The organism is Parazoarcus communis SWub3 = DSM 12120, from assembly GCF_003226565.1.
GTDB lineage: Bacteria > Pseudomonadota > Gammaproteobacteria > Burkholderiales > Rhodocyclaceae > Parazoarcus > Parazoarcus communis.
On the sequence record NZ_QKOE01000019.1, the window covers coordinates 36,802 to 53,621 of the forward strand.

The window sequence follows — 16,820 nt, forward strand, 5'->3', positions numbered from 1 at the left end:
AGGCTGTTGATAACTCATTGTATTTTTCTATCGCTTTTATAGTTTAGAAATATCGTTTACTTCTTGCCCTTGTATCACCCCCTGTAGGGCGCAGCGATTCCGCCCCCTGCACCCCATCATCCGGAGATCGTGTATCTGGATGAGAGGCGGTGATGGCCGAGATTGACTGGGAAAGTGGGCAGATCGGTTTCCCTGCCAGCGCAGGGGATGAGATTGACTGGGATGCAGGTGAGATCACGGAGCCGCCTGCACCCAAAGGCATCACCGGCCACGCCCGAGACCTGGGGCTTTCTGCGCTGAAGTCTGCCATTGCAGTACCCGAAACCCTCGTCGGCCTGGCCGACATCCCGACCGGTGGCCGCGTTGGCAAGGCCCTGGAGAACGAGGGTGGCTTGTTTGGCTTCCGACCGAAGGAGGCCAAACAGTTCCTGAGCGACCAGCACACTGATCAGTACAAGGCGCAGCAACGCGAGTTCCAGGAGGCAGACGGTGTACTGGCCAAGACGGGTGTGGCGCTACAGAACCCGTCACTGATCGCCAATACGGTCATGGAGTCAGCTGCCCCCATGCTGGCTGGCGGTGTTGCGGCGCGCGGGCTGCGCGCACTGGCGCCGCGAATGTCTGCGGTTGCAGCGGGCGCGACCGGCGAGGGCGCCGTCATGGCTGGCGCACAGGCAGAGTCGATTCGCCAGGAGACCGATGACGGGCTGCTGACATCGAACCAGAGTGGTGCGGCTGCGCTGACCGGGGTGCTAGGGTCACTCTTTAGCTTTGGCGGCGCCAGTCTGGCCAAACGCCTGGGAATCGGTGACGTCGACACAATGCTCGCACGCGGTTCGCTGACCCGGCAGGACGTTGCTGGCGAGTTGGCACGCATGCCGGCGAAAAGCGTCCCGCGCCAAGTGGTTGAGGGCGCGATTACCGAGGGATTCCTCGAGGAACTGCCGCAGTCGATCTCCGAGCAGATCATTCAGAACCTGGCGCTCGACAGGCCGTGGAGCGATGGCGTTGAAGACGCGGCCGTGATGGGCACGTTGGCCGGGATGGTGATGGGCGGCGGCGCGTCGATAGCGAGCGGGGTGGCAGGGCGTCAGGCTGAGCCGCAGGGCAACGCTGCCACGCCTGTCAGCCCTCCACCCGACCCTCAAGCCAGCCCGCAAACGACCGTCGAGCCCCCGGTGATTGACGAAGCCGCGCTTGGCCGTGCTGGTGTCTATCCGCCCGCGCCCGCGCCGATCATCAACGATCGCGCACTTGACCCTGTCGCAACCCCGTCCCAGCGGATGGGCCTTGATCCGAGCACCGGCCCGATGTCAGCGGCGGCTGCGCTGGCGGTCGATTCGGGCGCAACGTCGGCAATCAGCCCAGCGCCGGAAGTTGTGAATGCGGACACCGGTGAGATCACTCGTCCGGAACAAGCGCCATTGCCGTTTGAGCAACCTCAGCAGCAGCCGGATGAAACGCTTGCCGGGATGCGCGAGCGTCTTGCTTTCATCGAGCAACAGGCGCGAACGAATGGAGGATGGGATCGCCGTCTCATCGAGGAACGAACCCGACTACAGAACGCGATTACCGCGGCCGGTCCCCAGCCTGAGCCTGAAGTGCCCGCCGCGTTGCAGCCTGAGCCGTCGCCACCGGCGCAGACCATGACGCCGGACGCCGGGGCGGATCAAAACCCGATCAAGAACGGATCAGACGCTCCGCAGGCAGCTGGCGCCCGCTGGGATTCGATGGATGCCAACGCACGAGCCGCCGTACTGGCGCGCCAAGGAGGCTGGGCGACGAAGTCGGGCTTCTTGAATGTGGTCGGCAAGAACCTGATGGGCCGCGGCTGGGAGGCAGTGCCGGAAAAGGCACGCGCCCGGATCGAACGACTGATTGCACAGGACGAGGAGGGCCAAGATGGCGCAATCGCTGTTGCACGAAACGATGCCAGCGTACCTGCGGCGAGCAATACGGAAGCGGGCGCTGACGTGGGAAGAGGCGCAGGCGATACGGTGCCACAGCGCAATGTGCCCACCGTGGGAGGACTGGACCCCGCTGCCACCGCAACTGCAGGTAGCCGCGAGCCGGCTGAATCTGCTGGAGACGCCGACAATGGGCGGGCGACAGTAACGCCTGCCAGCATTGCCGGTAAGCGCATCAGCCGGGAATGGACCGCCTTTTCGCAGACGTCAGGAACGCTGAGCATTCCGCGCGCCGAGATGCCCCAGATCAAGGCCGAGCACCGCGGCGCCATGGTCAATTTCATGAATGCGCGTGGCGTGACGCATGAGCAGGCAACGATGGATGCCGGTGACCTGAAACCGACCCAGGCCGAGTTTTCGCCTGCCAAGGTCGCCCGGGCAAAGCGATTTGATGGTGGTGACCGTTCGATCCTTGTTTCGTCCGATGGTTATGTGCTCGATGGCCACCATCAGTGGCTTGCCAAGCGGGAGGCGGGTGAGCAGATCAAGGTCATTCGTCTGAACGCGCCTATCCGCGACCTGGTGACCTTGGCACGAGAGTTTCCGAGTTCGACGAACGCGTCGGGCGCATCCAGTCTGCCCGCTCAGTCAGTGAGCCCGACGAAACCAAAGGCTGCAGTTGCGCGCAAGTCCCGCGCCGCGGCTGACGCATACGCGCAGCGCTGGTTCGAGATGACCCTTGCGGAGCGGGAGGCCTTGGCGCTCTCCATTGGACAGCCAGGGATCTTTGCCCTGAAAACGGCGCAAAAGCGCTGGGATCGATTGCTCGAGAAGGTGCGCGAGAGTCTGGCTGCAAAGATGTCGCAGACCGAAGGCAAGCCGGAGATCGACACCGCCAAAGACCAGGCGACCAATTCTGATGCCCAGACTAGGCAGAAGGGACCTGAACAAGCAGCAGATATCGACTCACGCGCACTTGCTGCAGCCATCGCGCCGCAGGCCACAGAGCTTGATCTGCGCGCCAAGTCGCACGAGGTCGAGCGTGATGGCGACGTCGGCGTGGTCATGGGTAGCGGTGACGTGCGCTTTGTGTCTCTAGCTGAGGCTGCTGCAGCAACACGAAGCGAGATTGACGGCGGCACACCGGCTACGCCGTTCCAGATCCACAACGCTACCGGCATCCGCATCGGCGATGCTCAGCGCGCAATCGACGCCGCGAACAAAACCAAGGCGTCCGAGATCGCTGACTTCGGCGAGAAGCTGGGTGGTGCACGCAAGGACCGCGATGCGATGCGGGCAGCGTTCGACAAGGTTCCAACTGATGCCGAGATCGAGCATCTGCCACTGAGCAAGCTATGGCCGGCAAGCGAGACCGACAAGATCGAAGACCCTTTCACTGCTGCTGTGATGTTTGCGTCGCGCGCCGAGATCCCGGCTAAGCCGCGCAAGGGCTACAAGGTTCGCGCTTGGGCGGAGAAGGTAAAGCTATTTCGTGGGGTGGTGCAGCGCGCCCTGGGTGACGTGACCCGCGAGCAATTCCTTGCAGAGATGCGATCGCACCGCGCACTGGATGGCTTCAGGGCCAAGCTGGCGCTACTGGAGGCAATCGACCGGCAGCACTGGAAGCGCATCGGTGAAGTAAATGAGTACCCGGACGCCTACCGCTTCGGCGAGGACGGCGAGAAGATTCGCAGTTCATTTGTTTCGGTGACGATCGACGGCCGCGCCGAACACTTTAGCGGTGTTGGCTCAGTGGCCGATGCGCTCGATGCCGTCCGCGAGCGGTTGGGCGATGGGCCCGCTGAGAGTCGATTGCAGTTCGACGTATACAGCAAGGGCGGCGCTTACTTCATCGCCAAGGCTGGCGATAAGGAGAAGCGCGCGCTCAGGCGCTTCCCGTCAGCAAAGGAGGCGATGGAGTACCGCAAGTCGAACCATGACGACCTGGTGGCGGCATGGGAGGCAGTGAAGGACCGCGACAACGTAAAGAAGACCGACGTACGCCGCGGAGAGAATCGGGAGCGGGTCGGTCACGACTGGCGTGGCGGCAAGGATGTGACACCGGAGCAGTTCATCGAGGAGCTTGGCTTCCGTGGTGTGGAGTTTGGCAACTGGGTGGAGCAGGGCAAGGGGGCGAAGGAGCGTCAGGGCATGCTCAACCAGGCGTACGACGCACTGCGGGATCTGGCCGACGTGGTGGGCATTCCGCCGCGCGCTGTCTCGCTGGACGGCACGCTCGGGCTTGGCTTCGGCTCTCGCGGGAGTGGGCGGGCGTCTGCGCACTTCGAGTCCGACACGTTGGTGATCAATCTCACCAAGACGCGCGGGGCCGGCTCGCTCGCGCACGAGTGGTTCCACGCGCTGGACAACTACTTTGCTCGCTACCGAGGGGTTCCGACGTTCAAGGGCAATCAGGCTCAATATCGGCGCGAGGCGTTCATCACCTATAACCCAGAGAGCTTCTATACCCACAAGACTACGGGCACCATCCTGCCGCAGCGTGCCTTTGAGGTCATGATCAAGGGCGAGCGGCATCCAGAACATGGCCGCTTGAGCAGCCGCGCGATGGATCGTGCGCAGTGGGAGCTGAAGGAAGGGGTACGGCCCGAGGTCGGTGAGGCATTTTCCGGCGTAGTGAAGGCGCTCGACGAGTCGCCGATGGCGCAGCGTTCGGCACTGAACGACAAGGGCGCGACGGATGGCTATTGGTCGCGCATTATCGAGCGTGCGGCGCGAGCCTTCGAGGGCTACGCGATACATAAGATGGCGCAGCGTGGCCACCAGAACGACTACCTCGCCAATGTGGTGCCTGCGGCAGATTTCGTGCGCGACGCCGGACGCTACCCGTACATGCTCGAAAGCGAGATGGCACCGGTTGCCGAGGCGTTCGATGCGCTGTTTGCCACAATCCAGACGCGTCGCACTGATCGCGGCGAAGCGCTGTTCTCCTTCGCCGGCCGCGATGCCGAGACGGCTGACCTGCATGGACTGGGCAACGCGCAACGCCGCATCGCGGCTGGCGAGAACCCGGAAGCGGTGCGCCAGGCGACCGGCTGGCATCGCGGAGCGGACGGCATGTGGCGTTTCGAGATCAGCGACGAGCAGGCGCGTCTGGCGGTAGGCGGTAAAACGGCGGCCGAAGTGCTTGATGCCGCGTCGCTCGACGGCCCGAATGTGCGCGTGGCTGACATGCTGGATCATCCGCAGCTGTTCGCAGCCTACCCACACCTGGAGAACATTCGCGTCGAGTTGATGCCGGCCGGCGAGCGCGCAGCGGCCAGGCTGATGCGATCGGTCACCGGTACTCGGCTTCAGATCCGCGGCAGTCTGAAGAGTGAGACGCTGCCGTCGGTGATGCTGCATGAACTGCAACACGCCATCCAGAACGCCGAAGGCTTCGCCACTGGAGGGAGCGCGCGCAATCTCACGAGCGACCTGGATCGATCAGGCGCCGAGACCTACCGCCGACTGGCCGGAGAAGTGGAGGCGCGAAACACGCAAAGCCGCATGCGGATGACTGACGCCATGCGCCGGCAGGTGTCGCCAGAACTGACCGCAGATGTGCCAAGCGACGAAGTGATCGTGACCTTCAATGGCCAGGTCTTGAGTACGGCGCCGAAGAATACCGGCAGCCGGTTGCCGGTGAGTGAACGCGGCCTGTTGCGCGCGCTGCGGTACCAGTTCCCTGGTCTGGTGGAGCCGACGCGGAGAATGCTCGAGCGCGGCCGAGCGGGCACCAAAGGCGGCCTGGTGGTGATCGATAGTGCGGACCCGCTACGCGTGGCAGGCACGTTTTCGATGAAGACGGGGCGTGCGCTGGATGACTCGATTGAGCTGTTCAGCGAGGCCGCTACCGTGAACGGGTTTTTCGATCCTCGTTCCGGCCTGATCTTCCTTGTTGGGCCGAACCTGGATCCGATCACGGCACCTGCGGTGCTGTTGCACGAGATGATTCACGGTCAGCAGCGCGAGAAGATTGACGCGCAAGCGATGGCAATGTTGATGAACCGCAGTCAGGAAAAGGATGCATCCACTCGCGCCTTTCTCGATCGCGTGGCGCAGCGCATGGTGGACGCCGGTGCGGCTGCCGACAGCAAGGAGGCCGCTGCCTACATTGTCGAGCAGGCGGTGATCGAGGGGCGCAGTCGCGGGTACCGAGTTGCCGATTCGAAATTCCTGGACTGGGTAGGCGTGACACTCGGGCCGCGCGTGGCAGAGTTTGTTCGCAGCGTGGCGGCCATGGTGCGGACATGGATGATTCGGCACGGTGGCATCACGACGCTGACTGTGGATGATCTGGTCGGGTATGCGATGGCTGGGGTGGAGCGGGCTGCCAGTGGAAGGGCGGGTGCCGGCAGGAATGCAGTCCCGGCAACGAGCATCGGGCCAGACGGCATGGCGGGGGCGATTCGTGCGGTTATCGACGCCGCGCGCTCGCCAGGTCACGCGCCACAGAAGGCGAACCTCGGCGGTGTGGCGGACTGGCTTGCCGATGAGGCGAAGGCACGAGCAGGCCTGAATATCGCCGGCTTTACCCATGTACTCGACGGGTCGGCTGTTCGACACATGCTGAATCGGCACACAAATCCGACGATTGAAAAGAACCGCGGCCAGATCCCTCTGACCGATGCGGATATCGCAGCCGCAGCTGAGGTGATTGCTGAGCCTGATCAAGTGGTGCTCGGCACAAAGACGCAGGGGCGCAAGGACCAGATTGCGTATCTGAAGCGCCAGGCCGACGGCTCAATTTTGTACTTGGAGGAGGTCAGGAGCGGCCGGCGCGAACTGGCGGCCGTCTCAATGCGGAAGTACCCCGCCGCGAAGGATTTCAGTGACATCGTAGCCACTCTGCCTTCCAACGCCCGAAGCGACGGCGGGGATGGGTTGATTGTAGTCTCCCCTCCTGGAGGCGGCAATATCCAGTTCAGCCGCGCCGGAGTCACCTCGCAGCAGATCGCCCGGAATATCGGCGACGGCCTCAAATCAATCACGGTACAGAACATCAGACAAGCCGGTCGGCACAAGCTGACCGACTGGCTGAAGCTTGGCCTTCAGTTTCTGGGCCGGCGTCAGCTGGTGGAGGTCTATGGTGACGTACTGCCGCTCGCCCACTATGACCGCCTGGCCGCACAGATGGAGGCGGACAAGAACGACGTTGGCGCCACGGCCGACGATCTTGCCCGGCGCTGGGGCAAGCTGCCCGACGAACAGCGGCTCGCCGAGCTGATGCATGACGCGACCCTGGCCCAGGTCGATGCAGACTCAGCCGTCCCCTATGTCGCTGGTGATGACCGGATGCGCAGCACGATGCTCAAGGGGCAGTTCAAGGCGCTGAGCGCAGACGCCCAGAAGGTCTATCGAGAGGCCCGCGACCACTATCGCCGGCATCATGCTGAAGTGCGTGATGCGATCCGCGATCGCATTGGCCGCAGCGAACTGAAAAACGAGCGCAAGGCCGAGATCCTGAAGCGTATGGATGACGACTTTTTCAAAGCGGTGAAGGGCGTCTATTTTCCGCTGGCGCGATTCGGTCAGTACGTGGTGGTGGTCAAGGACGCAGCCGGAAAAGTTGAGAGCGTTTCCAGGGCGGAGACCATGCTCGAGGCCGAGGCCATGCGCCGCGAGATGGTGAAGGCGTTTCCGGCCCGCGATGGATACCGGGTGGGGCGCGTTGTGCTGAGCAAGGAGTTTGTCGCCAGCAGGGACATGGTCGGCCGCGGATTCATGACCGAACTCTACGAGGCGCTCGACCAACAGAATCTGCCTGCCGCTCAGCTGGCGGAACTCGAGGACACGCTCGGCCAGCTTTACTTGTCGAGCCTGCCCGACCTGTCGTGGGCAAAGCATGGCATCCATCGCAAAGGCACACCCGGCTTCAGCCAGGATGCACGTCGCGCGTTTGCACAGAACACTTTCCATGGTGCGCGGTATCTGGCCAAGCTGCGGTACGGCGACCAGATGCAGACTGAGCTCGATCGGATGCAGAAGCACGTCGACGAGATGAGCAGCGCCGATGGCTTCGACCAGCCTGGTGCTCAGCGAGTGGTGGACGAGATGAACAAGCGCCACGACGCGATGATGAACCCGAAGAGCAATCCGCTCTCGACAGCCCTCACCAGTTTGGGCTTTGTCTATTACCTGGGCCTGTCGCCCGCTGCAGCGGCCGTCAACCTGTCGCAGACCGCATTGGTTGCGTATCCGGTGATGGGGGCCAAGTGGGGGTTCAAGAAGGCAGGGGCAGCGCTCCTGAAGGCCTCTGGCGAGACGCTGGCAGGCAAGAACGACATGAGAAGCCAGCTGACCGACGCCGACGAGATTCGAGCGTACGACGAAGCTGTACGCACCGGCACCATCGACGTGACCATGGCGCACGACCTGGCCGGCATCGCGCAAGGCGAGGACGCCAAGGTGATGTGGAAGATCCGGCCTGTGATGCGCATGGCCAGCTTCTTGTTCCACCACGCTGAGCGCTTTAACCGGCAGGCCACCTTCATCGCAGCCTACCGGCTGGCCAAGGAGGCCGGCAGTCATCATGACAGCGCCTACGAACAGGCGGTGAAGGCGACCTACGACGGGCACTTCGATTACAGCGCCGGGAACCGGCCGCGGGTCATGCAAGGCAACGTGGCGCGCGTGGTGCTGCTGTTCAAGCAATACGCGCAGAACATGATCTTCACGCTGGCAAGAAACGCCTATCAATCCGTTGCCGGTGAGTCAGATGAGGTGAAGCGCGAAGCCCGCAAGGTGTTCGGTGCCTTGCTGACAACACATGCGGCCGCTGCCGGTGTGCTGGGCCTGCCGTTTGTGGGGACGCTGCTGACCATGGCCTCCGCGATCGGTGGGAGCGACGACGAACCGTGGGATGCCGAAGCCGCGTTGCGGAACATGCTGGCCGAGACATTTGGCCCGACGGTATCCGAGGTGATCTCGAAGGGCTTCTCGCGGCTCACGCCTTGGGATATCTCTGGACGGGTGGGGCTGAATAACCTGCTGCTTCCGGATGTGCAGGAGAGCCTTGAGGGGCAGCGCTGGGCTGAGTCGTTCGCGACGGCGATGCTGGGGCCGGTGATCGGCATGGGGGCGAATGCTGCCAAAGGCGCGCAAAAGATGGCTGATGGCGATTACGGCAGAGGCCTTGAGGACATGCTCCCCATCTTCATGCGAAACCCCATCAAGGCCTATCGACTGTGGGATGAAGGTGCAATCGACCGTTCTGGCATCGCAATCAAGGACGAGGTGAGCACGGCCGGTGCGCTTGGGCAGCTTGCAGGCTTCTCGCCGTCCGAGGTTCGTCTGGCGTTCGAAGGTCGTAGCGCGGTGTTCCGCGCCGACAGACGGCTTGCCGAACGACGCGCCGAGCTCATGTCTGGATTTGCCCGGGCGGCAATGGACAAGGACGCCGAAGCGATGGCGCAGGCTCGAGACGCGATTGCAGCCTTCAACCAAGCAAACCCGGGCAGACGAATCACGGCGCCGCAGATGTGGCAGAGCGTGCGCGCTCGACAGCGTCGGATCGACCAGGCTCAGGACGGGGTGTATCTGCCGAGGAATCGGCGTGACGCTCTGGAAGCAGGGAGGTTTGCGAATCCCTGACAGCCTGGGCGTCCCTCGCAGTGGTGGTGTCGACATCCGACGTGACATATTCGCACCACCACTCCTGCAGGCATCGGCGCCGATCTTCAGCCCGCTGGATGCCAGCGAGCAGAATCCCCCGCTTTGTCACTCGACGCAAAACGACGTCGAACAATGGCGGTAGCAGCGAACGGTCGAGCCCGCAGGTGCGCTCGACAATGCGCGCCCGCAGCGTCGGGCGGCCGAAGGCATTCGGGACGTTGAACACATCAACATCCAGGCGGCCGGCCACGCCTTCGTCAGCGCGGGCAGCGTCCCGTTGCCGGCGGATACCAGACGCGCAAAGAAATTGCAGGACAGTATCCGTCCGAACTGATGGCGGCGTACAAAGTAGGGCGCGCCGTGGGCAATCCGAAGTCACAAGGGTCGGCTCTGGTTCAGCAAGTTTGATAACCGCCCACAGATTTGATAACCAAACCTGTGTTGTGGGTAACAGCCTGAACGCCTTGTGGTGCGAGGGAAGAGACTCGAACTCTCACGCCTTGCGGCGCTGGAACCTAAATCCAGTGCGTCTACCAATTCCGCCACCCTCGCGAGGTGCCGCTCTGAAACGAGGATGCGGATTATACACATCCGCAGGGCTTGGCGTCTTCGGCGATGTGCGGTCATTCAGGAAGCGAACAGGCGTTCTGCAGGGGAGGGGGGCAGGTTCAGAAAGGTGATGGACTGGCCAGGACGAGCGTCTGCGCGCTTGCTGGATGCGTCAGTGAAAGCCTGCTGGCGTGCAACATCAGTCGATCGGCTCTGGCGACAGCATCCGGACGCCCGTAAAGCGCGTCACCGAGTATGGGATGGCCAATGCTCATGAGATGAACTCGCAGTTGGTGGGACCGTCCGGTAACAGGCTCCAGCTCAACCCTTGTCAGGTTTTCATCCGGCTGACGTTGGACGACGCGATACCGCGTCAGTGATGGTTTGCCAAGAGACCGGTCAACCTTCTGCAATGGCCTGTTGGGCCAGTCGGTGATAAGCGGATGAGCAATTTCGTTCTGGTCACTTTCAATCAAACCGTCTACGACCGCAATGTAAAGCTTGGAGACTTGGCGTGCCTGAAACTGCATGCTGAGTGCGCGATGGGCCACTGGATTTCGCGCCAGGATCAACAGTCCGGAAGTTTCCATGTCGAGACGATGAACAATCAACGCGTCTGGGTAGTCGTCCCGCACACGGCTCAGCAAGCAATCGGACTTCTCGGCGCCTCGTCCCGGCACGGATAGCAAACCGGATGGTTTGACGACTACAAGCAAGTCATCATCCACGTATGGATAGTGCAGTACGCTTCGAGGTGGTGGTACGTACGGGATCGTTGTCATGAAGAAAATGGTGTGGGAGTGGCCGCAAGCTGTCGGGGCCGGATTGTGGGGATATCCCGAGGTTACGGCAATCGGCGCCGTAGCCTAGTAGCTCGGGTGGTACTCATCAAAACAACCATAATTTGTATTACCCGCCATTCCCGCTTCGTATGCCATTGACGCATAAGCAGGGTTTGCACCCGCCGTCGAAAAGATAACGACAACGGCAAGTGCAATGCATGCCGCTGTTCGTGCCGTTGCTGCAAGAATCTTCTTCGGGTGTATCCCTGTTATGTCGAACAACTCGATTGCAGCTTCCGCCTTCAATTTCCGTCTTCCGTGAAGCGCATGTGACAGGGCAGTGCGATCTATCCCGATTCTCTTTGCAAGTTCGTCTTGGTTGAGCCCGGTTTTCTCTTTCGCTTCTTCGATTACGTCTTTCAGTTCCATATCTGCCTCCGCGCTGTTGTTCGCACGATAGCCCCCACGTGACGTATTGACAAGTAAGTGACAATCTGTCACGTTTCGGCGCGTGACGTTTTGTCACGTATTTGGAGATAGATCATGATCAAGGTTCAGATCGAGAGCACGGAAGTGCAGGTCAAGCAGGGCACCAGCCAGCGCAGCGGTAAGGCGTACAGCATCAAGGAACAGGAAGCTTGGGGTTACTTCACTGACCCGCAAGGCAAGCCCCACCCGCACCCCCAGAAAATCCGCCTCACCCTGGGCGACGATCAGCAGCCGTATCCGGTCGGCGCTTATGTCATGGCGGACGAGTCGCACTATCCCGACCGCTTCGGCCAGGTCACGACCCGCGCAAAGCTGATCCCGCTGAACGAGGGCATCAAGCGCATGATCGCCTTCATCAACGTCAACGCCCCCAGCGGCCCCGCGAAGCAGGCCGCGTGATGTACAGCCACCCGGTACTGACCACGCAACATGTCAGGGCGCTTGCCCTTGTCTATTTCGTGTCTGTCACGGCAATTCGGACGGCTCTGCAAGAGGCTTCGTGCCTTTCTGCTTTGGGTGTTTGTTCTCCGGCTGGTCGTGTCGCCTGGGCACGTCGGGCGTGCCGGGTTTCCAGTTGCAGTGCTAGTACCACTGCAACTAATTAGCCGAACAGCTAATGATCACACTGCTGAACCCCTCTAAACCCCTGAACCCCGTTCATCCGGTCGGCGTGATTTGCGACTGGATGAAGGGGGTCCATCGGTACAAAGAGCCGGTTCAGCCGTGGGAAGCGGGCCGCACTCTCAAGATCGACCGGGATGGGGCTATCGAGTGGGAAACACAGGACTGGGACACCATCCGGTGTCCCTCGTCCGATACCTCGCTCCGCATCAAGTGCGATGGTCAGAAGCTCTACTTCTCGGGAAACATCGGGCGCTTCCAGCGCTCCGGCAACCTCTACGGCCTCACCGTCGCGCAGTGCATCGACAAGTGGGCGGAAGTTCTCCGCAACCTCGGTTTTCAGTTGATGGGCTTCGGGTCGCTGTTTGCTGAAGATACCCCGTCTGAGTGGGGTACTCGGCTGACCCGTATCGACCTCGCCGGCAATTACGACGTGAGCGATTTTGCCGCGTGGTGCCGTGCGCTCTTGCTTCGTCCCATCGGTCGCAAGCATCCCGCCCCCGGCAAGTTTGGCCCGACCTGGGGTTATGACTCCAAGCGGGCCCAGTGGTGGAAGTTCAAGATTTATGACAAGGACGCCGAGCAGGCAGGCGAGCGCAAGCCCCGGTCTGGTCGCACCCGCGCACGGGGTGAAGTGCAACTAGGTTCGCAATGGCTCAAGCGGGAAGGGCTCCACAAGGTCAAGGCATGGACGCAGGAGGGTGAAGACATGGGCAAGGTTATTTACGGTCGGTTTGCTGCCGATCTTTTTCGGGAACCCCCGAGCGTCGAGGACTGGTCGGAACTCCCGCCCCGCCTTCGGCAATACGCGATTCTCTGGCGCGATGGCACGGACATTCGTACGTTGTTTGCCCACGACTCCAGCTACTGCCGGATCAAGTCGAAGCTGAAGGATCACGGCATCGATATCGGTGTTCCCTGCAACGTCACTGCGCTGGTTCAGCGCTCCCGCGTTGTAGAGGTCCGTCCTCTCGATGCGCTTTATTCGGTGTTCGCAGCATGAACCTTCTTGATGATTTCCTTGGGTTTCTGGTTTTCGCGCTTTGCGCAATCACTTTGCTCGCTCCGATCGGCCTCTTGCTCTATCTGCTCGTGAACGGGCCTGCTGCATTTTCGTGATTTTCGAGGACGTGCGGCCCCTCGGGGCCGGGCGTCCGAATCTCTGCCCGTCTCTCGCTGGTCACGGTCTCGGGCGTTCAATCTGACCAAGGAGTAGTCCAAATGAAGCAAAAACTTGCCCGCCTGCGCGCTCTCGCTGATCGTCGCTCGGCTCAACTGGCCGTTGTTTCTCCCGTTGCACTGTTTGCCGGTGCTGCTCATGCCGAGTTGCCCGCCAGTGTGACCACCGCCCTGGGTGATGGTCTCACCGATGTGGGTGTCGTCGGTGCTGCGGTTTTTCTGATCGTGATCGCCATCGCGGTCTGGAAGTACCTCAAGCGCGCGCCGTAATCGGGTGCCGGGGTGGCCTACCAGTTTCAAGGGGTGTGCTACCCCGACGCTCCCGCCACCCTGTCGGCGATGGCTTCGGCCATCTCCGGCAGTGTGGTCGATGTCTCCGGTTCTCCTTACTCGCTTTCTGTGACCGTCACGGAAACCGGCCTTCTTTATACGGGCACGCGGCTCGATTCCGCTGGTTCGTTCGTCAAAAACGTGACTGTCACCCTACAGGACTGCCAGCTTCTTCAGGCACCTGACGCTCTTGAATATTCGTGGTGGGTCGCAACGCTCTGGTGTGCCGCTTACATCTGGGTTTCGCTTCGTCGGGGTGTGTGATGACGCCTGATTTCATCTTCGTCGCTTTGGGCGTGCTGGGTGCGCTCTGGATTATTTTCTATCGGATGTGATCCATGCGCTTTGTCCGGTCTCTCGCCTTTTTCTTCCTCGGTTTCGCACTCGCGGGCTTTTCTGTGGCGTCGTTTGCCTCGGCAGCTTCGTGGGGTCGCTCGACCAATCTCAACTATCCCGGTGTCTCCGGTGGTGCTCGCGCACCTGGGTGGTATGGCTCCCCGATCTACGACTTTCCCGATGCGCCAGGTGGCGCCGGTCATTTCCGTGACATTAACCGTGTCGGTGTCGGCGGTCGCATCTTCGACGTTGACAGTCGTCGCATCTTTTCGCCCGGCAATCTCGCCAAGGCTGGCAGGGCGATGGCGAAGGTTTACGGGCCGTTGGCCCTTGGTTTGACGCTTGCTGATCTGATTTGGGACCCTGCGACTCAACAGTTTTTAGACCCTACTGGCGGTCCTTATGATCCTGTACAGACCTGCCTTGGTTATACCTCGTTGCCGAATTGGCAATCCGCTTATTACGCTAGCTGTAACGGCGGTGGCGCCACCCCTCCTGCATTTTGGAAAAGAACTGATGGTGCTCCACATCTCGTTTACGGGATTGTTCCCAACTCGATGAAAGATCAACTTGTTTCTCAAGGCTGGTCGTGGGGCAATAACTGCGGGTCTAAACACGTCATCACGAAGGCGTGTGCTGCCAATATTCCTAAATCGCCTATTCCCGCCACTGATCAGCAGATTGAAGACGCGATCTACGTCGAACTCGTTGCCCGTGGCATGGGTTCCGATCTTGCGCGCCGTCTGATCGAGGCCGGTTATCGCCCCGACGTTTCCGAGATCACCACGACCGGCCCGTCGTCAATCCCCGGCAGTACGACCACCAGCACCACCAGCGGCCCATCTGGCACCACAACGACCACCCGCGAGACCAGTTACGACATGGACTATGCGCCGGGGTCTGTGACCATCAAAGAGCGCACCACGGAGACCACCACGGCCCCCGATGGAACGAGCACGACCACCACCACCGAAAGCACCCCTCCGGCGACTGGCGGCACCTCTCAACCCGCCCCGCCTGAAGAGCCTCCGAAGCCGTTCTGTGAGCTTTACCCGGATGCCTCCGCTTGTCAGAACCTTGACGTGCCCACAGTCACTCCGACGCCCCCTGAGACCATTGACGTTATTTTCGTCCCCTCGGGCGGCTTTGGCTCTGGCGGCTCTTGCCCCGCACCCTATGCATTCAACGTGCAGGGCAGGGCGTTTGCGATCGACTACCAACCGCTTTGCAACTTCATGATCGCCTTAAATCCGGTCGTCATTGCTGTTGCGTTCGTGACTGCGCTGCTGATCGCTCTCGGCGGCTACAAGAGGGATTGATCCATGGGCTGGGGAACTTGGCTACTTGCGCTTGCCCAACCGCTCGCGCTCAAGGTGTTGGCATCCCTCGGCATTGCCGTTTTCGTCTATGCCGGTGTTGAGACCATGACCAGCCAGATGATCGGTTATGCGCAATCGGCCTGGGCGGGTCTTCCCGGCGCAGTCGCCCAGCTCATGGGCTTGGCCGGTGTCAATCAGTCGTTTTCCATCATCTGCGGCGGCATCTCTGCCCGTGTCTCGATGATGATGCTTAAGCGGTGGGGGATTAAATGATCACGCTTTTGACGGCCACCCCCGGCGGTGGCAAGACCGCGTTTGCTGTCTCGGAATTCATCCTGAAGGAACAGGAAAAGGCCAAGCGCGAGGGCAGGGAGCCCCGCAAGATTTACGTCTATAACATCCCAGACCTGAAGCTCCCGCATGAGCCGCTGCCCGCTCTTGAGCATTGGACCGAGACCACAACCAGCGAACTGGATGACAGCCTTCAGGCGCATCGCTTCAAGCTCGACCACGGCTCCCTCGTCATCATTGACGAGGCCCAAGAGATTTACCGCGTCCGCGCCTCCGGGTCGAAGGTGCCGCCCCATGTCGCGGCCTTTGAGCGTCACCGCCATCAGGGTTTGGATTTCGTGTTGATCACCCAGGAACCGGCGTTGATTGACACTCACGTGCGTAAGCTCGTGGGTCGCCATATCCATATTCGCGTGACTGGTCTTGGCCGAACGCAATATGAGTGGTCGAACACGATGGAGTCACCCGACACCAAGTGTAAGAACGCGCCCGTTAAGATTCGGTGGTCTCTGCCGAAGCACGTTTTCGGCCTCTACAAGTCCGCAACCGTGCATGTCAAACCGGTTCGCCGTATTCCTACCGGTGTCTATTACCTCGCAGGCATTGCCGTCGCCTTGGCCGGTCTGGGTACGTACATCTATCGGATGATCGACGAGAAGACTTCTGCCGTCGCCGATCCGGCTGTGGCTGTTGTGTCGTCGGTCCCTGATCAGCCTGCATTCGGTCAGCGCGTTGCCACCGTCGGCACCACGGTGGCCGAGTTTGCCCCGCGTCTGGCCGGTCGCCCGGAGTCTGCCCCGATCTACGACGGCGTTCGCGTCGTCAAGGCCATGCCGGTTATTCGCGGGTGCATTGCCATGCGCACGAAGTGCCGGTGTGTGACCGATCAGGGCACAGATGCCGGCCTCAATCACGACCAGTGCCGGGCGTGGCTGGATAACCCGCCTTATGACCCCTACGCCGAGCCTTACCGTTCTGCGCCTGTCGCCACTGCCTCTGTTCAACCTGGGTGATGCGGGGGTGGAGTGGGGCGCGCATGCGCACCAACCACCCCCGCATTTCCTTATCCCTGATTACTTCCCTTCGCATCCGGCCAACGGCCGCCCCCGCCCGTCCCCTCTGAACACTGCTTCATTGCAGACCAACCCCGCGCGTTCACATGGCACAGGATCGACGCGGGAGCGCCGGCTTGAGCGGTTTCGTTGGCGCTTGCGACGACGAAAGCGTGATTTAGCCGGGCCTGATGGCGTCGCCTTTCGCCATCAGGATCGAGCCCCCCAGCGCACGCCCTGCGTGCGGCACACTGCCACCCCCTGAACTCGCGAGCGAAGTAGAGCGCTCTTGCTTTCCTGACGCATCCCCGCGGCGGCGCCGCCGCGGCTGCACGCTCTGTGAGATGCCGC

At 61.5% G+C, this 16,820-nt stretch carries 10 protein-coding genes and 1 tRNA gene; 8 read left to right on the forward strand and 3 right to left on the reverse strand.

Translation table 11 applies throughout. The features are described 5' to 3' along the window. Positions 1 to 152: 152 nt before the first annotated feature. Positions 153 to 9,500 carry a PLxRFG domain-containing protein gene (locus tag DNK49_RS19170; protein ID WP_165843386.1) on the forward strand — a complete coding sequence of 3,116 codons (9,348 nt, stop codon included), beginning with the start codon at positions 153 to 155 and terminating at the stop codon, positions 9,498 to 9,500. Between the two features lie 488 nt (positions 9,501 to 9,988). On the opposite strand, the gene DNK49_RS19175 is transcribed toward DNK49_RS19170, so the two are convergent. From DNK49_RS19175 to DNK49_RS19185, 3 genes are all read right to left on the reverse strand, one after another. Then, positions 9,989 to 10,073 (reverse strand) — tRNA-Leu (locus DNK49_RS19175). A 116-nt stretch (positions 10,074 to 10,189) separates the two neighbouring features. Next, a complete protein-coding gene (locus tag DNK49_RS19180; RefSeq protein ID WP_341538208.1) occupies positions 10,190 to 10,786 on the reverse strand; it encodes an RluA family pseudouridine synthase in 597 nt (198 codons plus the stop codon). Between the two features lie 150 nt (positions 10,787 to 10,936). Next, the gene (locus DNK49_RS19185) at positions 10,937 to 11,281 is read right to left on the reverse strand and encodes a helix-turn-helix domain-containing protein (protein WP_110528454.1); all 345 of its coding nucleotides are present in this window, start codon (positions 11,279 to 11,281) and stop codon (positions 10,937 to 10,939) included. A gap of 114 nt (positions 11,282 to 11,395) precedes the next feature. On the opposite strand from DNK49_RS19185, the gene DNK49_RS19190 reads away from it, so the two are divergent. The 7 genes from DNK49_RS19190 (at position 11,396) to DNK49_RS19215 (ending at position 16,430) form a co-directional block, all read left to right on the forward strand. Next, positions 11,396 to 11,740, forward strand: a complete 345-nt coding sequence (locus DNK49_RS19190; protein ID WP_165843387.1) for a single-stranded DNA-binding protein — start codon at positions 11,396 to 11,398, stop codon at positions 11,738 to 11,740. A gap of 217 nt (positions 11,741 to 11,957) precedes the next feature. Then, the gene (locus DNK49_RS19195) at positions 11,958 to 12,965 is read left to right on the forward strand and encodes a phage/plasmid replication domain-containing protein (RefSeq protein ID WP_110528461.1); all 1,008 of its coding nucleotides are present in this window, start codon (positions 11,958 to 11,960) and stop codon (positions 12,963 to 12,965) included. Between the two features lie 218 nt (positions 12,966 to 13,183). Beyond that, a complete protein-coding gene (locus DNK49_RS19200; RefSeq protein ID WP_110528464.1) occupies positions 13,184 to 13,411 on the forward strand; it encodes a major capsid protein in 228 nt (75 codons plus the stop codon). Between the two features lie 12 nt (positions 13,412 to 13,423). Further along, positions 13,424 to 13,735, forward strand: coding sequence for a hypothetical protein (locus tag DNK49_RS23950; protein WP_133255131.1), 312 nt, complete (start codon positions 13,424 to 13,426; stop codon positions 13,733 to 13,735). 74 nt (positions 13,736 to 13,809) lie between these two features. Next, positions 13,810 to 15,126, forward strand: coding sequence for a virulence factor TspB C-terminal domain-related protein (locus tag DNK49_RS19205; RefSeq protein ID WP_110528467.1), 1,317 nt, complete (start codon positions 13,810 to 13,812; stop codon positions 15,124 to 15,126). A 3-nt stretch (positions 15,127 to 15,129) separates the two neighbouring features. Next, positions 15,130 to 15,399, forward strand: coding sequence for a DUF2523 domain-containing protein (locus DNK49_RS19210; protein WP_110528470.1), 270 nt, complete (start codon positions 15,130 to 15,132; stop codon positions 15,397 to 15,399). Further along, the gene (locus DNK49_RS19215; RefSeq protein ID WP_110528473.1) at positions 15,396 to 16,430 is read left to right on the forward strand and encodes a zonular occludens toxin domain-containing protein; all 1,035 of its coding nucleotides are present in this window, start codon (positions 15,396 to 15,398) and stop codon (positions 16,428 to 16,430) included. The genes DNK49_RS19210 and DNK49_RS19215 overlap by 4 nt, the downstream gene beginning before the upstream one ends. The last annotated feature ends 390 nt before the right edge of the window (positions 16,431 to 16,820 follow it).

Bases quoted from the DNA above. Each gene is read 5' to 3' on its own strand.
- DNK49_RS19185 (WP_110528454.1), bottom strand. From the start codon at position 11,281: ATGGAACTGAAAGACGTAATCGAAGAAGCGAAAGAGAAAACCGGGCTC.
- DNK49_RS19200 (WP_110528464.1), top strand. From the start codon at position 13,184: ATGAAGCAAAAACTTGCCCGCCTGCGCGCTCTCGCTGATCGTCGCTCG.
- DNK49_RS19170 (WP_165843386.1), top strand. From the start codon at position 153: ATGGCCGAGATTGACTGGGAAAGTGGGCAGATCGGTTTCCCTGCCAGC.
- DNK49_RS19195 (WP_110528461.1), top strand. From the start codon at position 11,958: ATGATCACACTGCTGAACCCCTCTAAACCCCTGAACCCCGTTCATCCG.
- DNK49_RS19210 (WP_110528470.1), top strand. From the start codon at position 15,130: ATGGGCTGGGGAACTTGGCTACTTGCGCTTGCCCAACCGCTCGCGCTC.
- DNK49_RS19190 (WP_165843387.1), top strand. From the start codon at position 11,396: ATGATCAAGGTTCAGATCGAGAGCACGGAAGTGCAGGTCAAGCAGGGC.
- DNK49_RS19205 (WP_110528467.1), top strand. From the start codon at position 13,810: ATGCGCTTTGTCCGGTCTCTCGCCTTTTTCTTCCTCGGTTTCGCACTC.
- DNK49_RS19215 (WP_110528473.1), top strand. From the start codon at position 15,396: ATGATCACGCTTTTGACGGCCACCCCCGGCGGTGGCAAGACCGCGTTT.